This is a genomic window from Novosphingobium anseongense (assembly GCF_037482895.1).
In the GTDB taxonomy this organism is placed as follows: Bacteria; Pseudomonadota; Alphaproteobacteria; order Sphingomonadales; family Sphingomonadaceae; genus Novosphingobium; species Novosphingobium anseongense.
On sequence record NZ_JBBHJZ010000002.1, the window covers coordinates 370,010 to 394,385 of the forward strand.

22 protein-coding genes are annotated in these 24,376 nt (G+C 66.0%); 3 read left to right on the forward strand and 19 right to left on the reverse strand.

The genetic code is table 11. The annotated features are described in order from the left end of the window. Nucleotides 1-77 precede the first annotated feature (77 nt). The 6 genes from WG901_RS10420 to WG901_RS10445 all read right to left on the reverse strand — a co-directional run bounded on the left by WG901_RS10420 (nt 78) and on the right by WG901_RS10445 (nt 9,229). Nucleotides 78-2,489, reverse strand: coding sequence for a beta strand repeat-containing protein (locus tag WG901_RS10420; RefSeq protein ID WP_339587002.1), 2,412 nt, complete (start codon nt 2,487-2,489; stop codon nt 78-80). Nucleotides 2,490-2,577: 88 nt separating this feature from the next. Further along, nucleotides 2,578-3,648: an Ig-like domain-containing protein gene (locus WG901_RS10425; protein WP_339587003.1), complete on the reverse strand. Its 1,071-nt coding sequence runs from the start codon at nt 3,646-3,648 to the stop codon at nt 2,578-2,580. 393 nt (nt 3,649-4,041) lie between these two features. Continuing rightward, nucleotides 4,042-5,214 (reverse strand): HlyD family efflux transporter periplasmic adaptor subunit, encoded by a 1,173-nt coding sequence (locus WG901_RS10430; RefSeq protein ID WP_339587004.1) that lies wholly within the window; start codon nt 5,212-5,214, stop codon nt 4,042-4,044. Further along, nucleotides 5,211-7,319, reverse strand: a complete 2,109-nt coding sequence (locus tag WG901_RS10435) for an ATP-binding cassette domain-containing protein (RefSeq protein ID WP_339587005.1) — start codon at nt 7,317-7,319, stop codon at nt 5,211-5,213. Before WG901_RS10435 ends, WG901_RS10430 begins: the two co-directional genes overlap by 4 nt. A 2-nt stretch (nt 7,320-7,321) precedes the next feature. After that, nucleotides 7,322-8,806: a TolC family protein gene (locus WG901_RS10440; RefSeq protein ID WP_339587006.1), complete on the reverse strand. Its 1,485-nt coding sequence runs from the start codon at nt 8,804-8,806 to the stop codon at nt 7,322-7,324. Between the two features lie 114 nt (nt 8,807-8,920). After that, nucleotides 8,921-9,229 carry a helix-turn-helix domain-containing protein gene (locus tag WG901_RS10445; RefSeq protein WP_339587007.1) on the reverse strand — a complete coding sequence of 103 codons (309 nt, stop codon included), beginning with the start codon at nt 9,227-9,229 and terminating at the stop codon, nt 8,921-8,923. Nucleotides 9,230-9,559: 330 nt separating this feature from the next. Between WG901_RS10445 and WG901_RS10450 the strand changes: the two genes are divergently transcribed. Further along, nucleotides 9,560-10,456, forward strand: a complete 897-nt coding sequence (locus tag WG901_RS10450) for a response regulator transcription factor (protein ID WP_339587008.1) — start codon at nt 9,560-9,562, stop codon at nt 10,454-10,456. A gap of 177 nt (nt 10,457-10,633) precedes the next feature. On the opposite strand, the gene WG901_RS10455 is transcribed toward WG901_RS10450, so the two are convergent. The 10 genes from WG901_RS10455 to WG901_RS10500 form a co-directional block, all read right to left on the reverse strand. Further along, entirely contained in the window at nt 10,634-11,176 is a 543-nt protein-coding gene (locus tag WG901_RS10455) for a hypothetical protein (protein ID WP_339587009.1), read from the reverse strand. A gap of 110 nt (nt 11,177-11,286) precedes the next feature. After that, entirely contained in the window at nt 11,287-11,799 is a 513-nt protein-coding gene (locus tag WG901_RS10460) for a demethoxyubiquinone hydroxylase family protein (protein WP_339587010.1), read from the reverse strand. After that, nucleotides 11,796-12,281 carry a disulfide bond formation protein B gene (locus WG901_RS10465; protein WP_339587011.1) on the reverse strand — a complete coding sequence of 162 codons (486 nt, stop codon included), beginning with the start codon at nt 12,279-12,281 and terminating at the stop codon, nt 11,796-11,798. The genes WG901_RS10460 and WG901_RS10465 overlap by 4 nt, the downstream gene beginning before the upstream one ends. An 8-nt stretch (nt 12,282-12,289) precedes the next feature. After that, entirely contained in the window at nt 12,290-13,648 is a 1,359-nt protein-coding gene (locus WG901_RS10470) for a S41 family peptidase (RefSeq protein WP_339587012.1), read from the reverse strand. Between the two features lie 108 nt (nt 13,649-13,756). Then, nucleotides 13,757-14,992, reverse strand: a complete 1,236-nt coding sequence (locus WG901_RS10475) for a murein hydrolase activator EnvC family protein (RefSeq protein ID WP_339587013.1) — start codon at nt 14,990-14,992, stop codon at nt 13,757-13,759. 10 nt (nt 14,993-15,002) lie between these two features. Continuing rightward, on the reverse strand, nt 15,003-15,428 hold the full coding sequence (locus tag WG901_RS10480; protein ID WP_339587700.1) for a 23S rRNA (pseudouridine(1915)-N(3))-methyltransferase RlmH: 426 nt from the start codon (nt 15,426-15,428) through the stop codon (nt 15,003-15,005). A gap of 1 nt (nt 15,429) precedes the next feature. Continuing rightward, entirely contained in the window at nt 15,430-15,840 is a 411-nt protein-coding gene (rsfS, locus tag WG901_RS10485; RefSeq protein ID WP_339587014.1) for a ribosome silencing factor, read from the reverse strand. 169 nt (nt 15,841-16,009) lie between these two features. Continuing rightward, complete coding sequence (locus WG901_RS10490) at nt 16,010-16,654, reverse strand: nicotinate-nucleotide adenylyltransferase (protein ID WP_339587015.1); 645 nt, start codon at nt 16,652-16,654, stop codon at nt 16,010-16,012. Then, nucleotides 16,651-17,697: an aldo/keto reductase gene (locus tag WG901_RS10495; protein WP_339587016.1), complete on the reverse strand. Its 1,047-nt coding sequence runs from the start codon at nt 17,695-17,697 to the stop codon at nt 16,651-16,653. The genes WG901_RS10490 and WG901_RS10495 overlap by 4 nt, the downstream gene beginning before the upstream one ends. 61 nt (nt 17,698-17,758) lie before the next feature. Further along, on the reverse strand, nt 17,759-19,045 hold the full coding sequence (locus tag WG901_RS10500; protein ID WP_339587017.1) for a glutamate-5-semialdehyde dehydrogenase: 1,287 nt from the start codon (nt 19,043-19,045) through the stop codon (nt 17,759-17,761). A gap of 267 nt (nt 19,046-19,312) precedes the next feature. On the opposite strand from WG901_RS10500, the gene WG901_RS10505 reads away from it, so the two are divergent. Together WG901_RS10505 and WG901_RS10510 are read left to right on the forward strand one after the other, a co-directional pair. Further along, entirely contained in the window at nt 19,313-20,452 is a 1,140-nt protein-coding gene (locus WG901_RS10505) for a peptidoglycan DD-metalloendopeptidase family protein (protein WP_339587018.1), read from the forward strand. Nucleotides 20,453-20,459: 7 nt separating this feature from the next. Then, nucleotides 20,460-20,828: a bactofilin family protein gene (locus tag WG901_RS10510; protein WP_339587019.1), complete on the forward strand. Its 369-nt coding sequence runs from the start codon at nt 20,460-20,462 to the stop codon at nt 20,826-20,828. 46 nt (nt 20,829-20,874) lie between these two features. On the opposite strand, the gene WG901_RS10515 is transcribed toward WG901_RS10510, so the two are convergent. The 3 genes from WG901_RS10515 to WG901_RS10525 all read right to left on the reverse strand — a co-directional run bounded on the left by WG901_RS10515 (nt 20,875) and on the right by WG901_RS10525 (nt 24,311). Then, complete coding sequence (locus WG901_RS10515; RefSeq protein ID WP_339587020.1) at nt 20,875-22,563, reverse strand: AMP-binding protein; 1,689 nt, start codon at nt 22,561-22,563, stop codon at nt 20,875-20,877. A gap of 241 nt (nt 22,564-22,804) precedes the next feature. After that, nucleotides 22,805-23,506: a DUF1013 domain-containing protein gene (locus WG901_RS10520; RefSeq protein WP_339587021.1), complete on the reverse strand. Its 702-nt coding sequence runs from the start codon at nt 23,504-23,506 to the stop codon at nt 22,805-22,807. A 160-nt stretch (nt 23,507-23,666) separates the two neighbouring features. After that, a complete protein-coding gene (locus tag WG901_RS10525; RefSeq protein ID WP_339587022.1) occupies nt 23,667-24,311 on the reverse strand; it encodes a glutathione S-transferase family protein in 645 nt (214 codons plus the stop codon). Nucleotides 24,312-24,376 lie beyond the last annotated feature (65 nt).

Below are 24,376 nucleotides of genomic sequence, written 5' to 3' on the forward strand. Positions count from 1 at the left end.
AGACAAAACCCCCGGTCTTTCAACCGGGGGCCTGTCTCTCCTAGGCCGAAACCTCTGAGCTAGCGGTTACTCTTCTATCAGAAGACGTAGACGTTACCGGCCGAGTAGTTGTCCAGACCAACCAGGCTCGTCGTACCAGCGAGCTTGATGACAACGTCATCGCCGGTGCCATTGGTCGTGCCCTGACCGAAGACGTAGCTGTCAGTCAGATACTGGAAGACAACGGTCTCATTGGCGCTTTCGGCAGCACCCTGAGCGATCAAGATAGCGGCCTGCAGCGTCGCCGGACCTGCACCGCTGAAGGTCAGCAGACCGTCCTTAACGGCGAAGACACCAGTGTCGGCAACGTCGCTCGCCTGAACCGCAGCAGCGATCTTGATCGTGTCTGCAGCGCCAGCGGTCGTCTGATCTTCGCCCGTGCCCTTCTGGATACCCGAGATGGTCGAGCCATTCGCGGCGGTCACTGCCGTGATGATGTCAGCGCCCGAACCAAGCGTAACGGTGCCACCGTTGAAGACCTGATCCTTGCTGTTTGCAGCAACCGTTGCGAGCTTGAGATCGTTCAGGCTGAACGTCAGCGCACCGGTAAGGGTCGAAGCATTGACAGTTGCGAGCTGCGTCGGATCAGCCGAGGTCACGTCGAAATCAATCGCCTGCGTGCCCGAAATGGTCGCCGAGGTCAGCACACCCTTCGAGGAAGCGCTGCCCGTGGTGTAGTCCAGATCGTTCACAGCGTTGGTGCCGCCCGAGACGATTTCCAGGGTGGTAGCAGCCGAACCGGTCAGCGCCAGGTTAGCAACGTTATCGCCAGCGCCAGTCGCCTTGTCGAAGAACGCCGAGTCGAAGACCGCCTTCAGCGAAGTCGCGTTCGCGGCGACCACTGCAGCGTCATGCGCCGTCGAGGCCGTCGTGGTAGCGGCAGGAGTCGTCGCCGGCTCGTCGATATCGATCGTGACGGTGAGCGCACCCGCTGCCTTCTGCGTCAGCGTGAGTGCCTTGGTCACGTCGGTATCGCCGGTGACACGGTACCCAACGCCCGCGCCGACATTCGTCAGAGCAGCCGTTGCACCGACGTCACCGGTGGTGATGATTTCGGTAACGGTGTTCTTGCTGGCGAGAATGTCGATATCGAGCGTCTTGCCGAGACCCTTGGCGTCGAACACTTCGAAGTTCGAGAACGAGGCGATGTTCGAAGCACCAACGATGCTGAGAAGCAGCGTGTCCTTGCCGTCACCACCGTCGATCACGTCACCGGCAGCAATCGCTGCGCCCGTGATGTTGAGCGTATCGTCGCCAGCGCCAAGGTTGACGGTCAGCTTACCCGAAGAACGAGCGGTGATATTAACCGTGTCGTTGCCAGCGCCAGCGTTGACCGTCGTCGTGCCCGTACCCGTGGTTGCGACGGCGATCGTGTCCTTGCCCGAGCCAGTCGAGACGTCAGCGGCGATCGCTGCGGTCGTAGCCGTCGTGATCCCAACATTGATAGCGCCGGTTGCAGCAGCAGCGTTAACGGTCTTGACCGTGGTATCCAGAGCAGTCGTGATCTTGAGATCAGCAGCACCGGTAACGTTCACAGTGTCTTCAGCGCCAGTGGTCGTGAGCGCACCAATCGTGTTGGCGGTGCCGTTCGACGTGACATTAACCGAGGTGATAGCAGCGCCGGTAAGCGCCAGCGTGCCAAGCGTCGAGCCGGTCAGCCCAACGCCAACGGCCGTATCGGTCGCAGTCGTTGTAACAGTGTGACCCAGGCCACCGGTGACGTTGTTGAAGGTGATGTTCTGGGTCGCACCGATGGTTAGACCGGCAAACACCTTCGTAGCCGTGTTGACGAGGCCGATGTTATTCACGCCGGTTGCCGACTGCGTGTTCACAGCGATATCAACCGTCGGGGCGTTGAAGTTAACGTTCTCGACGTCCGTCAGCTGCGGAACGACAGTCGCGCCAGTCGCGCCGAAGATGTTCAGCGAGTCGTTACCGCCACCGCCGTTGATCGAGTCGGCTGCGGTGATCGTCGCGGCATCGCCGACAAACACGTCGTCGCCGCCGCTACCGGTCAGGGCGTCGATGCCCGCGGTCAGAACAAACTGAAGCGTGCCAGTCGTATTGCTGGTGTCGATTGCGGTCGGAACGACAGCCGAGGGAGCAGCCGAAGGAACGGTGCCGCCGCCGAGCGTCATGCCCGAAGCCGAAACCTTTGCTTCGACAGTGCCGTTACCAAAGGTGATCAGCGTGCCATTGGCATCATTCTGCAGCGTGATGCGCGCAACCTGAGTTGCGCCGCTGAAGACCAGAAGCTGGTTGCCCGACTGCTGGAAGGTGTAGCTGCCGGTGGTGCCAGCGAGGCGAACCTGCTCGACATTCTGGTCAGCGACGATGCCGGTCACGCCGGCAGCGTAAGTGACGGATTCGCTGCCGGTGCTGCCGAACACGTTGCCGCCGAAGGTCAGGCCGGAGATATTATCGCCCGCCGCAAGATAGAGATTAGCCATTTTTCATGCTCCAGAAAACTGGGTGCCCCAGTTAGGTCGTTTGGTCTTGAATGGAGAAAGTCTCGCCCCAAAGGGCGAGACTCCTAGATCAGGCAAAGGTTCCCGCGCCGAAGACCGTGTTCAGGTCGCTGGTGCCGAAGAGCTTCGCATCATCGGTGGCCGAGAGCCCGGTCAGTTCGATCTGGGTTACCTGGCCATTGTTGGCGTACTGGATCACAGCCTTACCATCGGTGAAGCTCGAGTTCTCCAGCGTGCCGGGGTTGCCGGCGGGGCTGATGATCTTGTCGCCAGCGCCGAAGCCGCTGATGGTGTTGACGTAGTTGCCCGCCGTCACGGTGTAGGTGACGTTGGCGCCAGCGGCGTTGTTCGTACCAGCAGCCGAGATCGTGACCGCGTTCGCTTCGTCAGCGCCAGCGACCTTGAAGGTCAGCGTGCCGTCGGTGCCGAGGCCCTTGGCGTCGGTGACGGTGAAAGTGACCGTGTAGTCCTTGCTCTGACCCGTGTTCAGCGACTGATAGTCCGAACCCGTGGTGTCGATTGTGTAGGAACCGTCCTTGTTGAGGACGAAGCCCTGCGGCGCGGTACCCTTGACGGCGAAGGTGATCGCATCGCCATCGGGATCGGTCGCGGTGATCTTGCCGGTTGCCTTCGAGTCCTCGTTGATCGCGACGGTTGCTGGCGCCGTGATCGTGGGCGCCTTGTTGGCAGCCGGGGTCGGGGTCGGGGTCGGGGTCGGGGTCGGGGTCGGCGTGGGGGTCGGGGTCTTGTCGTCGTCACCGCCCGAAGCGGCGATGGCGATGCCGGCGCCGACGAGAACGACGCCGCCGATGATCAGCGGAGTGCTGTCACCGCCGAAAGCGCCGCCGCCTTCACCGCCCGAATCCTGGGCGAAGCTGTGGACGCCGCCGAGCGAGGCGCCCGTGGCTTCCATCATCGAAGCCGACGAAGCCGCATCGGCCATCACGCCCGAGAAGGAGAAATCGCCAGCGAGGGTGCTGTCGCCCTTGACGTCATGCACGGCCAGGGCCTGGGCATCGTCATTTGCGTGTTCTGCAACGACCGCTTCGGCCGTCTTGTTTTGTTCACCCTTAAGGGCCTTGGCCCGGGCCTGCGCCTTTGCACGAGCCGCGGTGGTCGCCGTCACGACAGTTTTACTCATCGAATCCCCCAACATGGAAGCCTAAAGCTGGGGGCACACGCCACCCGCTGCCGCGTGGGTAGCAACGGCCGCCGGCTTTGGCCAAGGCAATTGCAACCATTTTGGTAGAGTGTTGAGGGTAATTTCCGGCGGGAATCCAAAGGTGAATTCACGGTTAATGAGGAAGGTGAGGATTGTTTGTCGGTGCGGAAGGGGCATCCGCCCCTGCCTTGGGCGGCACCGGCCCACGCCCCCACCCGACCGCCCACTAGGGTACTATCGTTGGGTGGTCGGGTGGGGACATGGGCCGGTGCCGCAGGTCAACCCGGATGGGTTGACCGCACCCAACAAAGAATCGTGGGAGAGGGCCGGTGCCGCCCGCCGAGCCGGAGGGCTCGGCGGACCCACAAAGAATCACTTCTCCGTCATCGCCTCGCTCATGGTCTTGTTGATCGGCTTGGTCAGGTAGTGCCAGACGGTGTTGCGGCCGGTCTGGATCTCCGCCGTCGCGGTCATGCCGGGCTGGATCTCGACCTTCTCGCCGGGCAGGTGCGGCTTCATCGGGCTCGGGTCGGCGGTGATGTGGACGCGGTAGAAGACCTGCTCGCCCTGGGGGGTCTGCTCGGTCAGGGTATCGGGGCTGACATAGGTCACCCGGCCCAGCGCCGAACCGTAGATCGAGCTGTCGTAGGCGTCGAACTTGACCGAGGCGCCCTGGCCGATGCGGACATAGGCGATGTCGCGCGGGCTCATCTTGGTCTCGAGAATCAGCTTGTCGCCGGTGGGGACGATCGAGAGCACCTCTTCCGAAGCGCGCAGGACGCCGCCGAGGGTGGTGAGCTTGATGTTCTTGACGATGCCGTCGACCGGGGCGACGATCCGCGTGTCGGCGAGCGCGTCGCTGCGCTGGGCGAGCACCTCGCGCGCGGTGACGAGATCCTCCTCGGTCTTGGTGTATTCGGCCTGGAGGTCCTGGATGTACTTGTTGCGGACGTTGACCATCTGCGACTTGATGTCCGAGACGCCGCGCTGGAGGCGCAGCACGTCGGCGCGGCTGACGTCACCCTGCTTGAGCAGCGGCATGTTCATGTCGAGTTCCTGCTGCATCAGCGCGAGCATGGACTTGAGCGAGCCGAGCTGATCCTGCAGCGCCTGGCGGCGCTTCTGGTAGAGCAGGGTCTGGTTGGCCATGAAGTCGGGGAAGCCCTCGACTTCGGGCGGGAAAATCAGCGGGCGGTCGAACAGCTCGGCGTTGATGCGCGCCATCGAGCTCATCAGCGAGGCGACTTTGCCGCGCGCCTCACCGACCGCCGCGGAGATCTTCGTCGAGTCGAGCTCGACGAGGACCTGGCCTTTGGTCACCTTGTCGCCCTCGCGGACGAGGATCTGGTCGATCTTGCCGCCATCGGTCGACTGGATCACCTGGACGCGGCCGGTCGGAATGATCTGCCCGGGAGCGCGGCTGACCTGGTCGAGCTCGGCCCAGAACGACCAAGCAAGCGCGATGGCGAAGAAGCCGATGATGCCGAGTATGATCAGCTTTGACGGGCTGAGCCAGCGGTTGCGGAATGCAGGTGAGATCTTCATGCTCCAGCCCCCTCGGCAGCATCAATGGCCGGCGCCTGCGCCGGTGGCGGCGCGGCGGCGGGTGATTGCAGTCGTTTCATGACCTCGCCGGTCGGCCCGTCGAGCAGGATCGAACCATTGCCCATGACGAAGACGCGGCCGACCATGTTCACCAGCTGCAGCTTGTGCGTCACGAGAATCAATGTCGTGTCGGGCTGGAGGCTAGCGGCGAGCGTCTTGAGCACGAGCGCTTCGGTATCGATGTCGAGATTTGCGGTCGGCTCGTCGAGCAGAATCAGCTTGGGCTTGGCAAGCAGCAGGCGAGTCAGACCGGTCAGCACGCGCTGGCCGCCCGAGAGGCCGCGGCCGCCCTCGCTGATCTGGAGGTCGAGCCCGCGCGGGTGGGCGGTGATCAGGCTGGCGAGGCCGGTGCCGCGAGCGGCCTCCATGATCGCCTCGTCGCCGGGATCGGACAGGCCGAGCGTAATATTGTCGCGCAGCGAGCCGTTCACCAGGCGATAGTCCTGCGGCAAGTAGCCGATGTGGCCGCGCAGCACGTCCTCGGCGATCTGGTTCATGTCGAGCCGGTCCATCAGGATCTGGCCCTGCTGCGGCGCATAGAGACCGGCCATGAGCTTGAGAAGGGTGGACTTGCCCGAGCCGACACCGCCGATGATGCCGATGCGCTCGCCCGCGGCGATCTCGAGCCGCTGGACGCCGACGCCGGTGCGCGCACCCGGATAGGCGAAGCCGACGTTGGAGAACGACAGCGCCGGCGCCAGGCGATTCGGACGCAGCTGCTCTACGTCGGCCGGACGGTCGACTGGCAGCTGGAGAATACCGTCGAGCATCTGCAGCGAGATCTTCGAATAGGTCCACTGGACCAGCAGCGAAGGCAGTTGGCCGAGCAGCGGCCCATTGACGCGGCCTGAGAGGATCGAGCAGGCGATCAGCGCGCCCATCGAGATGTGATTCTCGAACACTTCGACCGCGCCCCAGGCGATCAGGCAGATATAGGAAATCTGCTGCAAAGTGCCGAAGATCGTGCCGGAGATGGTCTGCAGCCGGCGTACCGGGATTTCCGCTTCGTGAACCTCCTCAAGAAGGTGGTTCCAGCGGGACAGGAGGTACCATTGGCCGCGGTTCGCTTTAACCGTCTCAGCCGCATCGAGCGATTCGACAAGTAGGCCGTTCTTTCGGTTACCGCTGATCTGGGCCTTTGCCGTATCCTCGCGGATCAGCTTGGCGAAGATCACCGCGACGCCGATCGCAATCGGGAAGGAGATTGCCATGACCACGGCTATGATGCCGCCCAGCTTGGCAATGACAAGAATGAAGAGAATCGCGAAAGGCAGATCGGCCAGCGCGAACAGCGCGGCCGACGACAGCATCACACGGATTTGCTCGAGACCTCTTAGCTGCGCTGCGGTCGTGCCGATCGCCGGCGGCCTTGCGTCAAGCCGGACTTCAGCGGTGCGCGAGAAAAAGAATTCGGAGACTTCGGTGTCGATCTTGACCGCTTCGTCCTCGAGCATGTTGGCGCGGATAACGCGCAGAGCGAAGTCGAACAGGATCGCGATAATCGCGCCGATCGAGAGCACCCATAGCGTCGAGAAAGCGCCGCGCGGTACGACGCGGTCATAGACCTGCATTGAATAGAGGCTCGTCACCAGCGCAATGAGGTTGACCACGAAAGTCGCAAGCACGGCAAAGAAGATCGTGTTCTTGCGGCGGAACACGGCCGACTTGAACACGTCGAACGCGTTGTCGAAGGTCAGCTTTCCGGCGGGCAGCGGAATGACGATGTCGTAGAGATGCGCCTGATCGGCATCGCGCCAGGTCGTGCTAATGCCTTCCTTGACGATACCCAGCCGATTGTCGTTCTCGATTCGCTCGGCCACGGCCCAGCCGTTCGTGTCATGGTAGACGAGCAACGGAAACTCGTGCGCGCGCGGCGCCTCACTATATTTTGTCGCTGGTGCCCACCCGATCGCCTGGCAGACGAGGTCGAGCGCCTCCTGATCATCTCGACCAACTTGCACGGCGGCATCGGCCCAGTCGGGCCTCAGGTCGATCCGGCGCATCTGGGCAAGGGTCGCGATCGCCGCGACAATCGAATTCGACACGTTTAGTTTTCCTTAGAGACCGGCACCGTGGCCGGTTGTTCGAAGACGGGATGCCAGCGGCCGCTGCGCAGCAGGAGCCGCACCGAGGCCGACATCGCCCCGACCTGTGCGTCCACCTTGCCGATCTGGGCGGTGACGGCCTCGCGCAGCGCGTTCATGACGTCGAGCCACGATCGACGACCGGCAATGAACTGGCGCATGTAGCTCTCGCTCACGCGCGATGCGGTTTCGGAAGCACCGGTCGAGATCTGCGCGCGCGCCTTTGCGGCATCGTACTCGATTAGGTCGTTGGCGATCTCGCGGCGCAGCTGCTGGTCGGTGACGCGCACGTCCTCGAGCGCGCCCTGGATGCGCAGCCGCGAGGCATCGACCTGCGAAAGCTGGCTAAGCCCCCCCGTCGCCTGCTGACGCAACACGAAACCGACACGGCTGCCAAAGACGTTATCGTACGAATACTGAGCGTTGAGCTGCGGAAACAGCGAAGCCTTTCGCGCGTCAAAATCAGCGCGGGCAAGATCGACAAGCGAGTTCAGACGTTTGATCGTCGGATCATACGCGATTGCCTGCTCCTCGAGGGAATCTCGATTCGGAAGTTCGACGATCTTGTAGGGGGGAATCGGCCCGAGATCGTAGTTAGGATCGGCGATCAATTCGGCGAGGATGCGCAGCGTCGAACGGCGCTGTGCGCGCGTGACCGTATATTCCTGTTCGATCTGCGCCGCGCGCGATCTCGCCAGCTCAAGATCGGCCAGTGGGCTGACTTCCTGCTCAACACGGCGCTCCATCGTCCCAACCAGGCGTTGGTGCTCGCGCACGCTGTCGGCCAGCAGCTGCTCGCGCTGGGCCAGCCGCGCTACTTCGAAGTAGGCTTGAGACGTGGTCTGAGCCAGACTTTGGATAGTCACGACATAGTCAGCCGAGGTCGCATCCTCTGCAGCCCTGGCCCGTCGGATACCGGCTCCGATGCGGCCACCGGTCCAGACGGGCAGTTCAACTGCGACCTGCGGATCCGGCGAGCTGTTGTTATCGAGGTAGGCTACATTTCCCGTCAGGTTCGGGAAACGCAGCCATTTTGCCGCACTGACGTCAGAGGCAGCGGCAGCGAGAGCCGCGCGAGCTGACTTTGCGGAAGGATAATTGCGGGTGACGATGCTAATGGCTTCATCGAGCGCCGGCGGCACTTGCGGCGGCGCATCGGTCCAACCGATCTGCGGTATCTTGCCCTTGGTCGCCTTGGGCGCCGGCGGACCGTAGACCTCGACCGCGGGCCCCTGAACCGTCGGCGGATCGAAGGTCGGAGTCTGACCGGGCTGGAGCCGCGCACCGCCACGATCGGGCGTGGCCGGCGGCACATCGACCGGCTTGGCCATAGTCCCTGGATCGGCAGTCATCGCGGAATCGCCCTGAACGGCGGCATTGGTCGCCGTGCTGGTCTTCGCGTTCTGCGCTGTGGCGAGCGCGGGCCACAGCGCGATGGCCGCCGCCATGGTCACCGCAATGGTCACCGGGGCGGCGCTGCGGGAAGCGCGCGAGCCAGCTTTGCGTTCAAAAGCCAAAGTTCGATCCTAGTTGATGCTGCCGGATGCCCCGAAACATCATGTCTATCCCTGCTGCTCGACGGTCAGGTTGCGCGCGCGCTGATCCTGCTCGTCCTTGGAAATGTTCACCAATCCGGCCTGCTTGAGACGTTCCAGCACCGCGTAGAATCCGCGATACGACGTGCCGGCGACCTGCATCGCCTCGTTCACGCGCAGTGGTCCGGACATCATCAGACAGAGCAGAACCCGCGCTTCAGGTGTGAGGAGCCGCAACTTCTTCTTCTTGAAGAGCTTGGCGTCAAACTCGACCAGTTCCTTCCAGCGCGGATCGGCCGCGTCGATCGTCAATACGTCCTGGGCGTCCTCCTCCATCTGCCGTCGAAATCCCAGTTGTCGCGAGTCGCGATGCCTCTACCGAGTATATGCAAATTTAACACGCAAAATTTCACCATATCTGTGGATTTCACGATGGAGCGCCTAAGCGGCTGCCAACCACCCGGGTCGGGTCGAAAATATGCCGCGTTTTGGGCCTGCTCGCACAGAACCGAGGGTTATTTGGGGGATGTCATGTGGGCAAGACGCGACTAGTCGCAGCGGTGACCAAGCGATTTTCCTCGTGAAAAAGCCGCCGGCTTGCTAGTCGATCTGTCTGATAGTCACGCAGGCGTCGCATAAGGTTCAGGGTTCAAAGGTTTATCAGTGATGGCAACCCAACTTCTGGAAGTACCTTCGCTCGTCGCCGATTCCTCGCCCGTTCAATTGCCATCGGTGCTCGTCGTCGAACGCGAGGATCCTGGTCTGACGCACTGCATGAGCGTGCTCAAAACGCTGGGCTACGCTCATTCGGGCGTGACCAGTGCCGAAGAGGCGATCGACCGCGTCTGCCGCGACACTACGATCCAGATCGTCCTGACCGACCAGCGCATGCCCGTGATGGACGGTCTGACGATGATCGAGGAAATCCGCACGCGGCTGGGCACAGCGCGCGCCATCGCGCCCATCGTGCTGACCGATGCGATCACGGCCGAACTGGCGATGAAATGCTTGCATCTTGGTGCGGTCGACGTGCTCTGCCGGCCGCTCGACCTGATGACGAGCTCGGCCGCGCTGCGGCGTGCGGTCGCCCATCTGCGCAGCCGCGAGGACTTGCAGCAGCAGGCCAGCCTGTCGAATTTCGGCAGCCAGCTCAACCGGCTCGTTTCGGCGCTCGAGAGCCGCGGCCACGATACCAGCCTCGCCCGCACGCCGACCAACGAGGATCTCGCCGCGACCCTGCGCGCGATCATCACTTCGCGCGCGCTGCGCGGACGATTCTTCTCAAGTCAGCTTTTCGCCGATCCGGCCTGGGAAATTCTGCTCGACCTGACGCGCGCGCAACTCGAGAATCAGGAGGTCTCGGTGTCGAGCGTCTGCATCGCAGCTTCGGTGCCGATGTCCACGGCGCTGCGCTGGGTCGGCCAGATGACCGACAGTGGCCTGCTGCGCCGCTGGCCCGACGCGCGCGACGGCCGCCGCGACCTGATCGCGCTGACCGACGCCACTGCGGGTCACATGCGCGAATATCTCTGCGCGGTGCATGCAGTGCTGCGGCGGGTTTGAGCGCAGCGACGCACCACCCTCACCGCTACGAATATCTTCACTGCGTTCAGCAAGTTTAGCTGCCTCTCCCGCCAACGTGAGAGCAGACGAAGCGCGTCCGAACTTCTGCCGCTGGCGTCGAAGGAAAGAGTAGCTTGCTCCGTCAGGAGCTAGCGGACCTTGAACGGGGGCGGCGAGTCAGTTCCCCGCCGGCACGGGCGTCCCACCTTCAGCCTCGCGGCGCTTGCGCTCGTCGTACTGGCGCTCGGCCTCTTCGACACGGACTTGGGTGTCGGCGGCTTCGGCATCGAGCGTCGACAGGCGCTTCTCGCGCTCGGCCTGGATCAGTTCGCCGAAGCGGATCGAGGGATCCTGGCCTTTTTCGGCATAGGCGCGGTTGATCAGCTGCTGGGTGCAGCCGAGCGCCCCGCCCGCGCCGACCGGCGAGCAGCTCTGCGTGCCGGTACGGCCTACGGTCTCATAAGCCAGGACCTTGTTGTTCCAGGCATCGTTGCGCGGCGAGTCGCTCCCGCGCAGCGCCTCGGGAATGCGATAGCGCTCCGATTCCTCCTTGCGCGCGCAGACCGTGATCTCGTCGTCCTTACCCTGCGGACAAGCGTCCTGGCCGTAGACGATGACGAGGTTGACCTTCTCGTCCGGGCTCTGCGCCATAGCGGGAGCGGCAGGAAGCAGCAGGATGGACGTCAGGGTTGCGGCAGCGATCAGGGAAAAGCGGGACACGGCGGAGCTCCTTGCTGGGCGTCTGGCTGACGTATCGACGATATACGGTCGCCGCCCGTGAATGCTAAATTAAGCGGCGGCGGCGCGCCATTGTTCCTGCACAACGGGGATCAGATCCGCTCAGACAGGCGGATCGCCAAACGGCAACCCATGCGGATCGCCGCGGAGACCAGGGGATAGGCGGGCGCGTCTTCGGCCCCCGCCGCCAGCGCGGCCTCGCGGTGCTGGCGCTCCTCGTCGCGGAAATCGGCGATCATCTCCGACAGTTCGGGATCGCTGTCGCCGAGCTCCTCGAGCTGGCGCGTGTAGTGGCGGTCGATCTCCTCCTCGACCGCCGCGGTGCAGGCCATGGCAGTCGTCGGGCCGGCCAGCGCCGTGACCGCACCGAGCGCGAAGCCGGCGACGTCCCACAGCGGCTGCAGCGCCGTCGGGCGCACGCCGCGCTTGGCAAGCAGCGCATCGAAGCGCGCGCGATGCTCGGCTTCCTGCGCGGCCATCGCCGCGATTTCGGCCGCGCGCGGCGTCCGGTTGCCCATGACCGCGAGCTGGCCCGCATAGATTCGCGTCGCGCCGTATTCGCCCGCCTGGTCGACGCGCAGCATGGTTTCGGTATCGGGCTTCATCGTGCCGTCTCCCGGCTACGCAGCAGCAGGAACGCGATCGCCAAGGCGGCCGAGCCCGAGAACAGGAAGTTCCAGCCCGCGAGCGAGACGCCCAGCAGGTCCCAGGGCGCCGTGTCGCAGCGCACCAGCGGCGCGTTCATGATCGCCGCGAGCGGATCGCCGCCCGCCGCCGCGGTCGAGGTGCAGGCGGTGAAGCCCTGCCACCAGTGGTACTCGACCCCGGCGTGGAATAGGCCGATCAGCCCAGCGACGGCGATCGCAAAGCCCGCGAGGCCGACGATCGCGCGGCTCTCGCGCAGGAACAGCGCGACCACGGCAAGGCCCAGCGCGGTGAAATGGGCATAGCGCTGCCACCAGCACATCTCGCAGGGGAACAGGCCGAAGGCGAACTGGCCGATGTAGGCGCCGCCGAGTAGCGCCAGCGGCGTCGCCAGCGCGACCAGCCGCGCGAGCTTGAGCGCCGTGCGTCCCCCCTGATTCATGCCGCCGCTCAGCGCTTGCGTGCCGCCAGCAAACCCGGCTGCGCGGTGCGCCGCAAGGTGTCGACCGCATAGTGGAGCTGGAAGTCGGTGATGCCCTTGGCCTTGAGCTGCTCGGCTGTCTGCTTGAAGCGCGGATCGTCCTGCTTGTCGGTCTCGAGCTGCTTGTCCTCGAGATTGACCTCGTTGATCAGGTGGCCGCGCAGATCGCTCTCGCGCAGCGCGCGCTCGGAGCGCTTGCGCGCATCGGGATCGGACAGCTGCGGCACGCGGATGTCGGGCTCGATGCCGCCTTCCTGAACCGAATGGCCCGACGGCGTGAAGTAGCGCGCCGTCGTCAGCTTGACCGCCGAGCCGCGGTCGAGCGTGAACATCGACTGGACCGAGCCCTTGCCGAAGGTCCGCTCGCCCATGACGATCGCACGGTCCTGATCCTGGAGCGCGCCGGCGACGATCTCCGAGGCCGATGCGCTGCCGGCATCGACTAGCACGACGATCGGCAGGCCCTTGGCGACGTCGCCCTTGTAGACCGATTCGGCCTTGTAATATTCGTTCTCGCTGGCGACGCGGCCGCGCTGCGAGACGATGTCGCCCGAAGTCAGGAACAGGTCCGACAGGCCGATCGCCTCGTCGAGCGAGCCGCCCGGGTTCGAGCGCATGTCGAGCACCAGCCCGCTGAGCTTGCCGCCGCTCTTGGCCTTGAGGTCGGCCACGGCCAGGTTCACGTCCTTGCCGACGTCGCGCGAGAACTCGTTGATCGTGATGACGCCGACATTGCCGTCGAGCTTCGAGGTCACCGGCTCGAGCTGGATCACGCCGCGGCTTACCGTGACGTCGAAGGGATCGTCGCGGCCCGGACGGAAGATCGTCAGGCGGATCGAAGTGCCCGGTGCCCCTCGCATCTTGGCCACGGCCTCGTCGAGATCGCCGCCGTAGTAGAGCTTGCCGTCGAGATGGGTGATGAAGTCGCCGGCCTTGATCCCCGCCTGTTCGGCCGGGCTGCCGCGGAACGGCGAGACCACCTTGACCGCGCCGTCGTCCATCACGACCGACAGGCCGAGGCCCGAGTAGTTGCCGTCGATCATCGTCTCGAGCCGCTGCAGACTGGCGCCGTCGAGGTAGGACGAGTGCGGGTCGAGGCTTTCGAGCATGCCGTTGATCGCGCCCTTGAGCAGCTTGTCGTCGTCGATGTTGTCGACGTAGTTTTGCCGGACGAGCTGGTAGACCGCGACGAGCTTGCCGAATTCGGGGCCCGAGCGGCCGTCGACCGCGGCGAGACCCTGCGTCGTTACCGGCAGCAGCGCGACGGCGCTGACCAGCAGCGCGGCGCGGGCGATGGAAGCCAAGGATTTGCGAGTAAGGGCGGGCATCGTGCGTCTTTCAACCATGAGCGGCGCTTTTATCGCGCCCGGACGATGAACGCCAGATGGCGCTTTGTCGCGAGAATGCCAGCGAAAAGCGCGCGAGCGGCGCAAGGATCACCGCGACTGGACGAATTCGAGCGGATTTACCGGCACGCCGTCGCGGCGCAGCTCGAGCGTGACGAGCGACTGGTCGCCGCCCGCGGCTCCGAGCGGCGAGCCCGCGAGCAATTGCCCGCCGACGCCGACGTCGAGCCGCGCGAGCCCGGTCACCAGCGAGGTCCAGCCGCCCGGATGCTCGACGATGACGATGTTGCCATAGCCGCGATAGGGCCCCGCGAAAGCCACGCGTCCCGATGCCGGCGCGACGATCTGCGCGCCCGCGCGCGTCGCCAGGGCAATGCCGCGCACGCGCGCGCCGCCGCCGCGCTGGGTGTCGCCAAAGCCGCTGACGAGCCGCCCGGTCGCGGGCAGCATGTAGCCAGGCAGCCCCGAAGCCGCGGGGCTTGGCGCATCGCCCAGGCTGGTGACCTGCGCCGCCTCGGGCCGCGCCGGACGCATGATCGGCCCGGGCAACCGCGCGAGCTGGTCGCGCAGCGCCCCGGCCTTGCGCAGATCGTCGGTCAGCGTGCCGAGATCGCGCGCCTGTTCGGCCAGGGCCAGCGCGCGCTCGGCCTCGCGGTCGGCGGCGCCCGTTACCTGGCGCGATTCGAGGCGCTGGCGGGTCTCCAGTCCGGCCAGCACGCCGCGCCGCACGGTCAGCCGGCGCTGGCTCTCGCGCAGGTTCTTCGTCGCCAGCGCCGTGCGGCGCTGGAGCGCCTTGCCTCGCTCGATCTCTGCGCGCAGCGCGGCGGTGCGGCGCTGGACTTCGGGCAACATCGTCGCGAGCAGCGCGCGCATGTACATCGTCTCTCGCACCGAGCCCGGGCGCAGGAGCGCCAGCGCCGGCGGCCGACGCGAGAGCCGCTGCAGCGAGGCGGTGAGCCGCACGACCGGGCGCTGGCGTTCGGCCAGCCGCGCGCGCAGCACCTCGCGCTCGCGGCCGATCAGCGCGACCTGGGCCTGGTGGCCGGCGATCTCGGCCTCGGTCTGCTGGATACGCGCGGCGATCGCCGCAGCTTCGCGCGCGGTCTTTTCCGCCGCCGCCGAAGCGCGCGATGCCTCGCCCTCGAGCCGCTCGGCCCGCGTGCGCGCGGCGGCGCCCTGCGCCTGCGCCTCGGCCAGCGCGCGGCGCGCATCGCCGACATCGTCGAACCGCGCGGCCTGCTGCGCATCGAGCGAAGCCGACGCGCTCAGGCCCGCCAGCAGACTCGCAGGCAGCAACAGATGCAGAATACGGCGCGACGACGTCATCGTCGCACGTCTAACCAGATCGGTGGTAGGGATGGCCAGCGAGAATGCTGGTGGCGCGCCACAATTGTTCGACGAGCATGGCCCGTGCCAGCATGTGCGGCCAGGTCATGTTGCCGAAGGCGATCAGCAGGTCGGCCTTGTCGCGCATCGCGTTGCCATGTCCGTCGGCCGCGCCGATCAGGAAGCGCGTCTCGCGCACGCCCTCGTCGCGCCAACGCCCGAGCAGCGTCGCGAATTCCTCCGACGTGAGCTGGCGGCCGCGCTCGTCGAGCAGCACTTCGCGGAATGGCGTGGCGGAGGGCGCCGGCAGCGTGCCACCCACATCGGGCAGCTCGCTGATCTTGAACGGCCAGGTGATCCGCTTGGCATAGCGATCGACGAGATCGGCCTCCGGCGAGCGGCCGATCTTGCCCCTGGCAATGACGTGCAGCTTCAGATCACGCGGCTCCGACCGGGCCGTCGCCGAAGCCCCACATGCGCTCGAGATTGTAGAAGCTGCGCACTTCGGGGCGGAACAGATGAACGACGACGTCCCCGGCATCGACGAGGACCCAATCCGCGGCGGGCAGGCCTTCGATGCGGGCATGGCCGAAACCGGCATGCTTGATCCGCTCGGCGAGCTTCTGCGCCATGGCCGTGACCTGGCGCGTCGAGCGGCCCGAAGCGATGATCATGTGATCGGCGATCGAGCTCTTGCCTTCGAGCGGGATGGAGACGAGTTCCTGCGCCTGATCGTCGTCAAGCGAGCTGAGCACCAGCGCGTGCAGCGAGTCGGGCTCGGCAGCGATGGGAGCTGGGGCCGGGGCGGCGGCGCCGGCGGTGGCCGGCTGGTTTTGCGCCTGGTTCATGTAAGTCGAAAATGCTCCTGTAAAACGATGCTGTCGGGGACGGCCGGACCGAAAAGAGCCGGCCGAAAGATGAGACGCACGTCGCATCGGTCAAAGACCACGGGATCAAGAATTGATCGCAGTGTGTGACCGAAGGAAGTCAGCGTAGGACCCGGGAGGCCCTGCACGCTCACGCCGCATCTGCCGGGATCGGACGGTGCGAAACCCCGTCGCGCAGACCACCTGTTGCGAGGCTGTCTGCCCAATGCGGATCGGCTTGGCGGATTGCCGTGGCCGAACGCCGATCGGGGTCAAAACGCAAGTACACCAGCGCCGGAGCGCTCCATCCAATCCGGTTGCGGATACCGGCAGCAGACGTCCGGTAACGCCTGAGCCAGGCCATCGCAGGGCTCGCGACAGCGGCATGATCATACCCCGGACGCGCCATAACTGCAATCGGCATGGTCCGGGCGATCTGCCGCCAGCCTTTCCACTGCACGAATTGCGCGAGATTGTCTGCGCCCATCAGCCAGACGAAGCGCCTTTTGGGCCAGCGACGGGCCAGTTCGCGCAGCGTGTCGACCGTGTAGCGCGTGCCCAGTTCGCGCTCGATCGCGGTGACCCGGATCGGCGTGCCGCGCGCCTGGCGACGTGCCGAGGCGAATCGCGCGGGCAGCGGCGCCATGCCCTTGGCAGGCTTGAGCGGATTGCCCGGCGACACCAGCCACCAGACCTCGTCGAGGCCGAGAGCCTGGGCGGCGAACAGGCTGATTCGGCGGTGGGCGCCATGGGCGGGATTGAAGCTCCCGCCGAGGAGGCCGACGATGCGCGTCATCGGATCTCCCGCCGCGGCGAGGCGAGATCGGCGCCCGCGCCCTGCGTTTCGAACATCCAGCCCGGATACTCGCGCGGCAAAGCGCTCACTGTATCGAGCGCAGCCAGTTCCGCGGCGGTCAACGCGACTTCGCAGGCGGCAATGTTGTCGGCCAACTGGTCGGCGCGCTTGGCGCCGACGATCACGGTCGAGACCACCGGTTTGTGCAGCAGCCAGGCCAGCGCGATCTGGGCGATGCCGATGCCGCGCGCCTCGGCCAGCGGCGCCATGGCCTCGATGACGTCATAGGCGCGGCCGAGATCGACCGGCGGGAAATCGAACTGCGCGCGACGTCCCTCACCCTCACATGAAGTGCCCTTGCGGTACTTGCCCGAGAGCAGCCCGCCGGCAAGCGGGCTCCAGACCATCAGGCCCAAGCCTTCGCTTTCGAGCATCGGCACCAGCTCGCGCTCGAGATCGCGGCCCGCCACGGTGTAATAGGCCTGCAGGCTGACGAACTTGTCGAAGCCGCGACGCTCGGCAATGCCCAGCGCCTTGACGATCTGCCAGGCAGCCCAGTTCGACACGCCGATATAGCGCGCACGCCCCGAGCGGCCGATGTCCTCGAGTGCGCGCAACGCCTCCTCGATCGGGGTGTGCGCATCCCAGCCATGGATCTGGTAGAGATCGACGTGATCGAGCCCGAGCCGTTCGAGGCTGGCATCGATCTCGGCCATCAGGTGCAGACGGCTGGTGCCGCCGTCGTTGACGCCCTGCCCCATGCGGCCCATCGCCTTGGTCGCGACGATGACGTCACTCCGCCGCACGCCGAGGTCCTTGAGCGCCTGACCGGTGAAGCGCTCGGACTGCCCGCCCGTATAGATGTTCGCCGTGTCGAGGAAATTGATCCCGGCGTCGAGCGCCTGCCGCACCAGCGCGGTGCTTTCTGCCTGATCGAGCCCGGCGATGGCCGAGAAGCGGCCGGGATCGGTGCCGAAGGTCATCGTGCCGAGGCACAGCTCGGAAACGACGAGGCCCGTGGAGCCGAGACGGTTGTAGCGCATGGGGGAGGATCCTTTCGTTGGCGCCCAGGATGGGCGGACCCTGCCCGTCGGCGCAAGGGGCTTAGGGCCGCGTCTGGCCCGTCCCACGCACGACCCATTTGTAGGTCGTCAGGCCTTCGAGCGCGACCGGGCCGCGCGCGTGGAGGCGGCCCGTGGCAATGCCGATTTCGGCGCCGAGGCCGAATTCGCCGCCGTCGGCGAACTGGCTCGAGGCGTTGACCATGACGATCGCGCTGTCGACCTGGTTGAGGAAGCGCGTCGCCGCGGCGTCGTCGCCCGTCACGATCGCGTCGGTGTGGTTCGACGAATGGCGCGCGACGTGATCGAGCGCCGCATCTAGCCCGTCGACCACGGCGACCGAGAGGATCGCATCGAGATACTCGGTGTCCCAGTCCTCGTCGCTGGCGGGCTGGATGCGCGGATCGAGCGCGCGGGCGCGGGCATCGCCGCGCAATTCGCAGCCGGCCTCGATCAGGCTCGCGACGACTTCGGCGTTGTGCGGGAAGCGCGCGTCGAGCAGCAGGGTTTCCATCGCCCCGCAGATGCCCGTGCGGCGCATCTTAGCGTTGAGCGTGACCGCCTTCGCCATCTCGCGATCGGCGGCGACGTGGACATAGGTGTGGCAGATGCCGTCGAGGTGCGCGAGCACGGGAACGCGGGCATCGGCCTGGACTCTCGCGACCAGGCTCTTGCCGCCGCGCGGGACGATCATGTCGATGAGCCCGGCGGCCGTCAGCATGGCGCCCACCACCGCGCGGTCCTGCGTCGGCACGAGCTGGATCGCATCGACCGGCGCGCCGACCGACGCGAGACCGCGGCTCAGCGCGGCAAGGATAGCCTGGTTCGAATGGACCGCCTCGCTGCCGCCGCGCAGCAGCACGGCATTGCCCGAGCGGAAGCCGAGCGCAGCGGCATCGGCGGTGACGTTGGGGCGGCTCTCGTAGATGATGCCGATCAGCCCGATCGGCACGCGCACGCGCGTCAGCACGAGGCCATTGGGACGCTCGGCGCGGTCGATCACCTCACCGACCGGATCGGCAAGGCTCGCGACCTGGTCGACCGCGTCGGCAATGCCCGCAAGGCGGCCGGCGTCGAGCTTGAGCCGGTCGAGCATGGCCTTTGTCAGGCCGTTGGCCTCGCCCGCGGCGAGATCGCGGGCGTTGGCCGCGAGGATCTCGGCCTCGTCCGCGCGCAGCGCTTGGGCCGCGGCGCGCAGGGCGGCGGCCTTGTCGGCATCGGACAGCAGCGCGAGCTGGCGCTGCGCGGCGCGGCCGGCCGCGGCCATGCGCGCGACGAGCGCTTCGGGGGTTTCCTGCGCGGTTGCCGGGTCGAGAGTCTGCGTTGCCATGTCCGGGCGCTAGCATCGCGCCCCAAGCTTGTCATCCACGCGCTTTTACTTCGGCAACGCGCGCGAATTCGAATCGATTCCTCCGGTTCGGATCGATTCATGATGAATGGTTTCCGCGCAGCCACTCGGTTCGTCGACGACAAGCCTCGCTTCGGCGTGAATTGAGTGCCTGGATTCGCGCCCGACTTTGCAAACTGCTAGCCGCCGCGCCGGTGGGAAAAGATTAAGCACGGGGTCGTCTTGAAAGGTATGAGCGCTGGCGGCGTAATGGACCGCTTGCGGACTCACTTCCCGGAACGCGAGTTCTTCATGCGTTCGCAGGGGCAGGTCCGCTTCATCAAGATTTCCGCGAAGCTGCAGATGGCGGCTGCGGGAATCGTCGCGGCCTTGCTGCTGGCCTGGGTGGTCACGATGGCCACCGTGGCAATCTCGCAACTGCTGTCCACGCGCGACCGCGTCGCCTTGCTCGACCGCGAGGCCAAGGTGACCACGGCGGAGAGCCGCGTTGCCGAATATCGCAACGATCTCAAGGCCGTAGCGGCCGATCTCGACCGCCGTCAGGACTTCATCCAGAAGATGGTCGAGTCCGAGATGGGGGCTTTGCCCGGCGACGTGCAGGCCGGCGAGACCGTCTCCGACAGCCGCGGCGAAGCCGGGCGCACGGTCGACAAGGTCAGCGCCGCCCTGCCCGAAGCCGCCGGCCTCGCGCGGATCGAGGCGCGTCAGCTGGCCTTCGTCGAACAGCTCACCCGCCTCGCCGATCGTCGCTCGGGCCGCGCCGCCCAGGCGATCCGTTCGCTCGGACTCAATCCCGAACAGATGATCGCGCAGCTCGACGATCGCACCGCCCAGGGCGGACCGCTGCTTCACCTCGCAACCTCCGCCAATGGCGCGATCGACCCGCGCTTCCAGCGCATGGGTATGAGCCTGGCGCGGATGAACCTGCTCGAGCGCGGCCTCGCGGGCATCCCGCAGGTCGAGCCGGCCGACATGGACTATGTGTCCTCGGGCTTCGGCTATCGCGCCGACCCCTTCACCGGCGAGGGCGCGTTCCACGCCGGGCTCGATTTCAAGGGCCCGATCGGTGCGCCGGTCCATGCTGCGGCCAAGGGCACGGTTTCGTTCGTCGGCCAGAAGCAGGGCTACGGCAATTGCCTCGAGATCGACCACGGCAACGGCCTGCTGACGCGCTATGCGCACCTTTCCGCGTTCCACGCGCGCGTCGGCCAGCCGGTCAAGGCCGGCGACTTCGTCGCGCAGATCGGCAGTTCGGGCCGCTCGACCGGCCCCCACCTGCATTTCGAGGTCCGGATCAACGACCGGCCCGTCAATCCGCGACCCTTTCTGGAGGCAGCGCCCCATGTTCTCGAAGAAGCCCGGACCGGCCAACCCGGCGGGCGCCGGTAACCCCGTCATGAGCGGTTCCACCTTTTCCGTCCTCGGCGCCGACACCGCGATCCGCGGCGACATCTCGGCCTCAGCCGACCTCCATCTCGACGGCAAGGTCGAAGGCGACATCACCTGCGCCGCGCTCGTCCAGGGCGAATCGAGCCAGGTGATCGGCGCGGTCACCGCCGAGACCGCGCGGCTCGCCGGTTCGGTCAAGGGCACGATCACCGTCCGCGAGCTGGTGATCCTCAAGTCCGCACGCATCGAGGGCGACGTCCACTACGACGCACTGACGATCGAGCAGGGTGCGCAGGTCGACGGCCGCCTCTCGCCGCGCGCGGCCAAGGTGCCCGAGCACGAAACGCACCTCGTGCTGGCCGCCTCGCAGGATTGAGCAGAAACTAAGATCCTCCCCTTGCAGGGGGAGATCTTAAAACCCCCTAGCCTTCGGCCGCGACTTCCTCGCGCAGCGCCTTGCGATCGAGCTTGCCGACCATCGTCTTGGGCAGGCTGCCGCGGATCACCACGGAGTCGACGCGCTCGTGCTTGCCGAGACGGTCGTTGACCCAGGCCTTGAGAGCATCGGCGCCGTCCTGCGCCTCATCCTGCAGCGTGACGAAGGCTCGCGGCACTTCGCCGCGGTAGGAATCGGACACACCGATGACCAGGGCTTCCTTGATCGCCGGATTCTGCAGGATCACCGCCTCGAGCTGGCTTGGGAACACCTTGAAGCCGCCGACCGCGATCATGTCCTTGCTGCGATCGACGATGCGGGTGAAGCCGTCGGCCTCGATCACCGCGATGTCGCCCGTGCGCAGCCAGCGCTCGCCGTCGATATCGGCGAAGGCCGAGGCCGCGGCTTCGGGCCGGTTCCAGTAGCCGAGCATGACCTGAGGGCCGAGCACGACGAGTTCGCCGGGCTCGCCCGCAGGCGCCCAGCGCGTGGGATCCTCCTTGTCGAGCAGCGCCAGCCGCGTGCCGGGCAGCGGATGGCCGATCGTGCCCGGGCGTTCGTCACCCTCATAGGGATTGCTCGTCGCCACGCCCGAGGTCTCGGTCAGGCCGTAACCTTCGATCAGCTTGGCGCCGGTCGCCGCTTCGAACTGCTGCTTGAGCGGCGCGGGCAGCGGCGCCCCGCCCGAGACGCAGACGCGCAACGACGAGAAGTCGGTCTTGGGCAGGTCGGGATGATCGAGCAGCGCCTGGTACATCGTCGGCACGCCGGGCATCGCTGTCGCGCGTGCGCGCGCGAGGGTCTTGAGCGCCTGGCCCGACTGGAAGCGCGGCAGCATGGCGATGCAGCCGCCGTCGTGGATCGTGCGGTTGAGCACGCAGGCGTTGGCGAAGACGTGGAAGAACGGCAGGACGCCGACGATCATGTCACGCTCGCCGCGGTGCGGATCGATCGCCACGACCTGGCGCGCATTGGCCGATAGGTTCTGGTGCGTGAGCATCGCACCTTTGGGCGTTCCCGTGGTCCCACCGGTATACTGGAGCAGCGCGAGATCGGTCAGCGGATCGATGGCGACAGGCTCGGGCGTCTTGTCGACCAGCGCCTGGCGCCACTCGATCACGCCGTCCTGCTGCGGGATCGCCATGATGTCGCTGCGGCGGAACAGCCGGATGCCGATCGACTGGACAAAAGGCAGCATATGCTCGAGCCGGGCGATGATCAGCTTCTCGAGCGAAGAGCTCTTGAGCACTTCGAGCGCGGTCGGCTGGAGCGCGGGCACGTCGAGCGTGACGATGATCTTCGTCCCCGAATCTTCGACTTGCGCCTCGAGCTCGTGCGCGGTGTAGAGCGGCGAGAAGTTGACCACGGTCGCGCCGGCCATCATCGCGCCGAAATAGGCCGGGATGTAGACCGGCACATTGGGCAGGTAGAGCCCCAGGCGATCGCCCTTGGTCACGCCCATCGCCTGAAGACCCGCGGCGAAGCAGCGCGCCTCGGCCATCAAGGTCTTGTAGCTGTAGAGGCGGCCGAAGAAGTCGACCAGCGGCGCATCACCCTTCTCCGCCGTTGCCTGAGCGAACAGCTCGGTCATCGCCAGAGGCGGGAACTGCTGATCCCAGGCGCACGGATGCGCATAGCGCGTCCGCCAGATTTCCGTCCCGCTCCCGTTCGTCATGGGGACGAGTGTGTACGCTCGCCGCGCGAAGGGCAAGGGGCCTAGTTTACATGGATGTCAGTGAGGTGCAGCCGAGCACCTTACCATCCGATGCAGGGGAGGGGGACCGGGCGCGAAGCGCGTGGTGGAGGCGGTGTCACACCATTGCAGGGTGAACACACCCCTCCGTCATCCCTACGGGATGCCACCTCCCTTGCAGAGGAGGAACCTGGAGTGGCTTGTTAAGTCGCTCGCGCGAGTCTCACGCCTGGCCGGCAGCCTCGGCAGCGCGCTTCGCTTCGAGCCAGGCCGCGGCCTCGGCCTCCTGCGCAGCTTCTCCCGCGGCCTTGGTCGAGGCTTCGCGCTCGGCGCGCAGTTCTTCGATCAGCGCTTCGCGATCGTCGCCCAGGCGCTGTTCGGCCAAGCCATCATCGACGACGCCGGCCTTCTTCGCGACCTTGGCGACAAGTCCGTCGAGTTCGCGCTGCGAGCAGAGGCCCAGGGTCACCGGGTCCTTGGGCTGGATGTTGGCGATGTTCCAGTGCGAGCGATCACGAATCGCGGCGATCGTGTTGCGCGTGGTACCGATCAGCTTGCCGATCTGCGCATCCGAGATCTCGGGGTGGTGGCGCAGGATCCAGGCGATGCCGTCGGGCTTATCCTGGCGCTTCGAGACCGGCGTGTAGCGCGGACCCTTGGTGCGGTTAACCGTGACCGGCGCCTTCTGCATCCGCAGCGCGTAGCTGGGATCGGCCTGGCCCTTCTCGATCTCCGCCATGGTGAGCTCGCCCGAGCGTACCGGATCGCGGCCCGTATACTTGCTGCTGGTCAGGTCGTCGGCCATGGCCTGAACCTCGAGGATGTGGAGGCCGCAAAAATCAGCGATCTGCTCGAAGGTCAGCGCCGTCGTCTCGACAAGCCAGGACGCAGTCGCGTGCGGCATCAACGGGGTGGGCTGGGTCACGGTGATTCTCCCGAAGGGGCCTCGATTCCAAGGCCGCCCTGCAAGCTGAAATAATAAGGGCCGCCCCTTGCGGAGCGGCCGTACCGCGAACCATTTAGGCGCAATCGCCGGGTTCGGCAAGTCAAACGCGGCGGCGCGCAAGTATTGCCGCGAATCGTCGCTAGCGCCGGTCCATCACGACATGGCCGGGCAGAGCCGCAAGTCGTGCGAGCCAGTCAACGACGGCTTGATAGTCGGCCAGACGGAAGCCACCTTCCTCGCTGACATGGGTATAGGCATAGAGCGCGATGTCGGCGAGCGTCGGTCCGCTTCCCACCAGCCATTCACGCTGCGCGAGGTGCTGGTCCATCAGCGCCAGCGCGGCCTCGCCGCCCGCCCGCTTGGCAACGATCTGGCCGCGCTGCGCCTCGGTGAGGTTCGCCTCGCCGACCACGCTCAGCCAGAAGCGCAGGGTCGCGATGTTGGGTTCGTGGTTGTACTGCTCGAAGAACATCCAGCGCAGCATGTCGGCGCGGTCGAAGCGATCCTCTGGGATGAGAGCCGAGCCGTGGGCCAGATACCAGCAGGCCGCATTGCTCTCGGGCAGGAAGCGCGCGCCTTCGCCCCCCTCGTCATGGGCGCCGACCTGCAGCACCGGAATGCGGCCATTGGCATTGACGTCACGAAGGAACTGCGGCGTGCGCGTCTCACCCCTGGTGATGTCGTAGAAGCGCCGTTCGAGCGACCGGCCGAGCAGCGCCGCAGTCAGCCGGATCTTGTAGCAATTGCCGCTGCACGGATCTTCGTGGAGGATCAGGGTTTCCATGGCGCAATCCTAGCGCGGCCGGGACCCGTCGACTGCCGGAAAATACGGCACGAGCGACAAGCCCG

Excerpts from the sequence above, each read along its gene's own strand:
- WG901_RS10420 (WP_339587002.1), bottom strand. The coding sequence starts at position 2,489 with ATGGCTAATCTCTATCTTGCGGCGGGCGATAATATCTCCGGCCTGACC.
- WG901_RS10425 (WP_339587003.1), bottom strand. The coding sequence starts at position 3,648 with ATGAGTAAAACTGTCGTGACGGCGACCACCGCGGCTCGTGCAAAGGCG.
- WG901_RS10430 (WP_339587004.1), bottom strand. The coding sequence starts at position 5,214 with ATGAAGATCTCACCTGCATTCCGCAACCGCTGGCTCAGCCCGTCAAAG.
- WG901_RS10440 (WP_339587006.1), bottom strand. The coding sequence starts at position 8,806 with ATGGCGGCGGCCATCGCGCTGTGGCCCGCGCTCGCCACAGCGCAGAAC.
- WG901_RS10445 (WP_339587007.1), bottom strand. The coding sequence starts at position 9,229 with ATGGAGGAGGACGCCCAGGACGTATTGACGATCGACGCGGCCGATCCG.
- WG901_RS10450 (WP_339587008.1), top strand. The coding sequence starts at position 9,560 with ATGGCAACCCAACTTCTGGAAGTACCTTCGCTCGTCGCCGATTCCTCG.
- WG901_RS10460 (WP_339587010.1), bottom strand. The coding sequence starts at position 11,799 with ATGAAGCCCGATACCGAAACCATGCTGCGCGTCGACCAGGCGGGCGAA.
- WG901_RS10465 (WP_339587011.1), bottom strand. The coding sequence starts at position 12,281 with ATGAATCAGGGGGGACGCACGGCGCTCAAGCTCGCGCGGCTGGTCGCG.
- WG901_RS10470 (WP_339587012.1), bottom strand. The coding sequence starts at position 13,648 with ATGCCCGCCCTTACTCGCAAATCCTTGGCTTCCATCGCCCGCGCCGCG.
- WG901_RS10475 (WP_339587013.1), bottom strand. The coding sequence starts at position 14,992 with ATGACGTCGTCGCGCCGTATTCTGCATCTGTTGCTGCCTGCGAGTCTG.
- rsfS (WP_339587014.1), bottom strand. The coding sequence starts at position 15,840 with ATGAACCAGGCGCAAAACCAGCCGGCCACCGCCGGCGCCGCCGCCCCG.
- WG901_RS10490 (WP_339587015.1), bottom strand. The coding sequence starts at position 16,654 with ATGACGCGCATCGTCGGCCTCCTCGGCGGGAGCTTCAATCCCGCCCAT.
- WG901_RS10495 (WP_339587016.1), bottom strand. The coding sequence starts at position 17,697 with ATGCGCTACAACCGTCTCGGCTCCACGGGCCTCGTCGTTTCCGAGCTG.
- WG901_RS10500 (WP_339587017.1), bottom strand. The coding sequence starts at position 19,045 with ATGGCAACGCAGACTCTCGACCCGGCAACCGCGCAGGAAACCCCCGAA.
- WG901_RS10505 (WP_339587018.1), top strand. The coding sequence starts at position 19,313 with ATGGACCGCTTGCGGACTCACTTCCCGGAACGCGAGTTCTTCATGCGT.
- WG901_RS10510 (WP_339587019.1), top strand. The coding sequence starts at position 20,460 with ATGAGCGGTTCCACCTTTTCCGTCCTCGGCGCCGACACCGCGATCCGC.
- WG901_RS10515 (WP_339587020.1), bottom strand. The coding sequence starts at position 22,563 with ATGACGAACGGGAGCGGGACGGAAATCTGGCGGACGCGCTATGCGCAT.
- WG901_RS10525 (WP_339587022.1), bottom strand. The coding sequence starts at position 24,311 with ATGGAAACCCTGATCCTCCACGAAGATCCGTGCAGCGGCAATTGCTAC.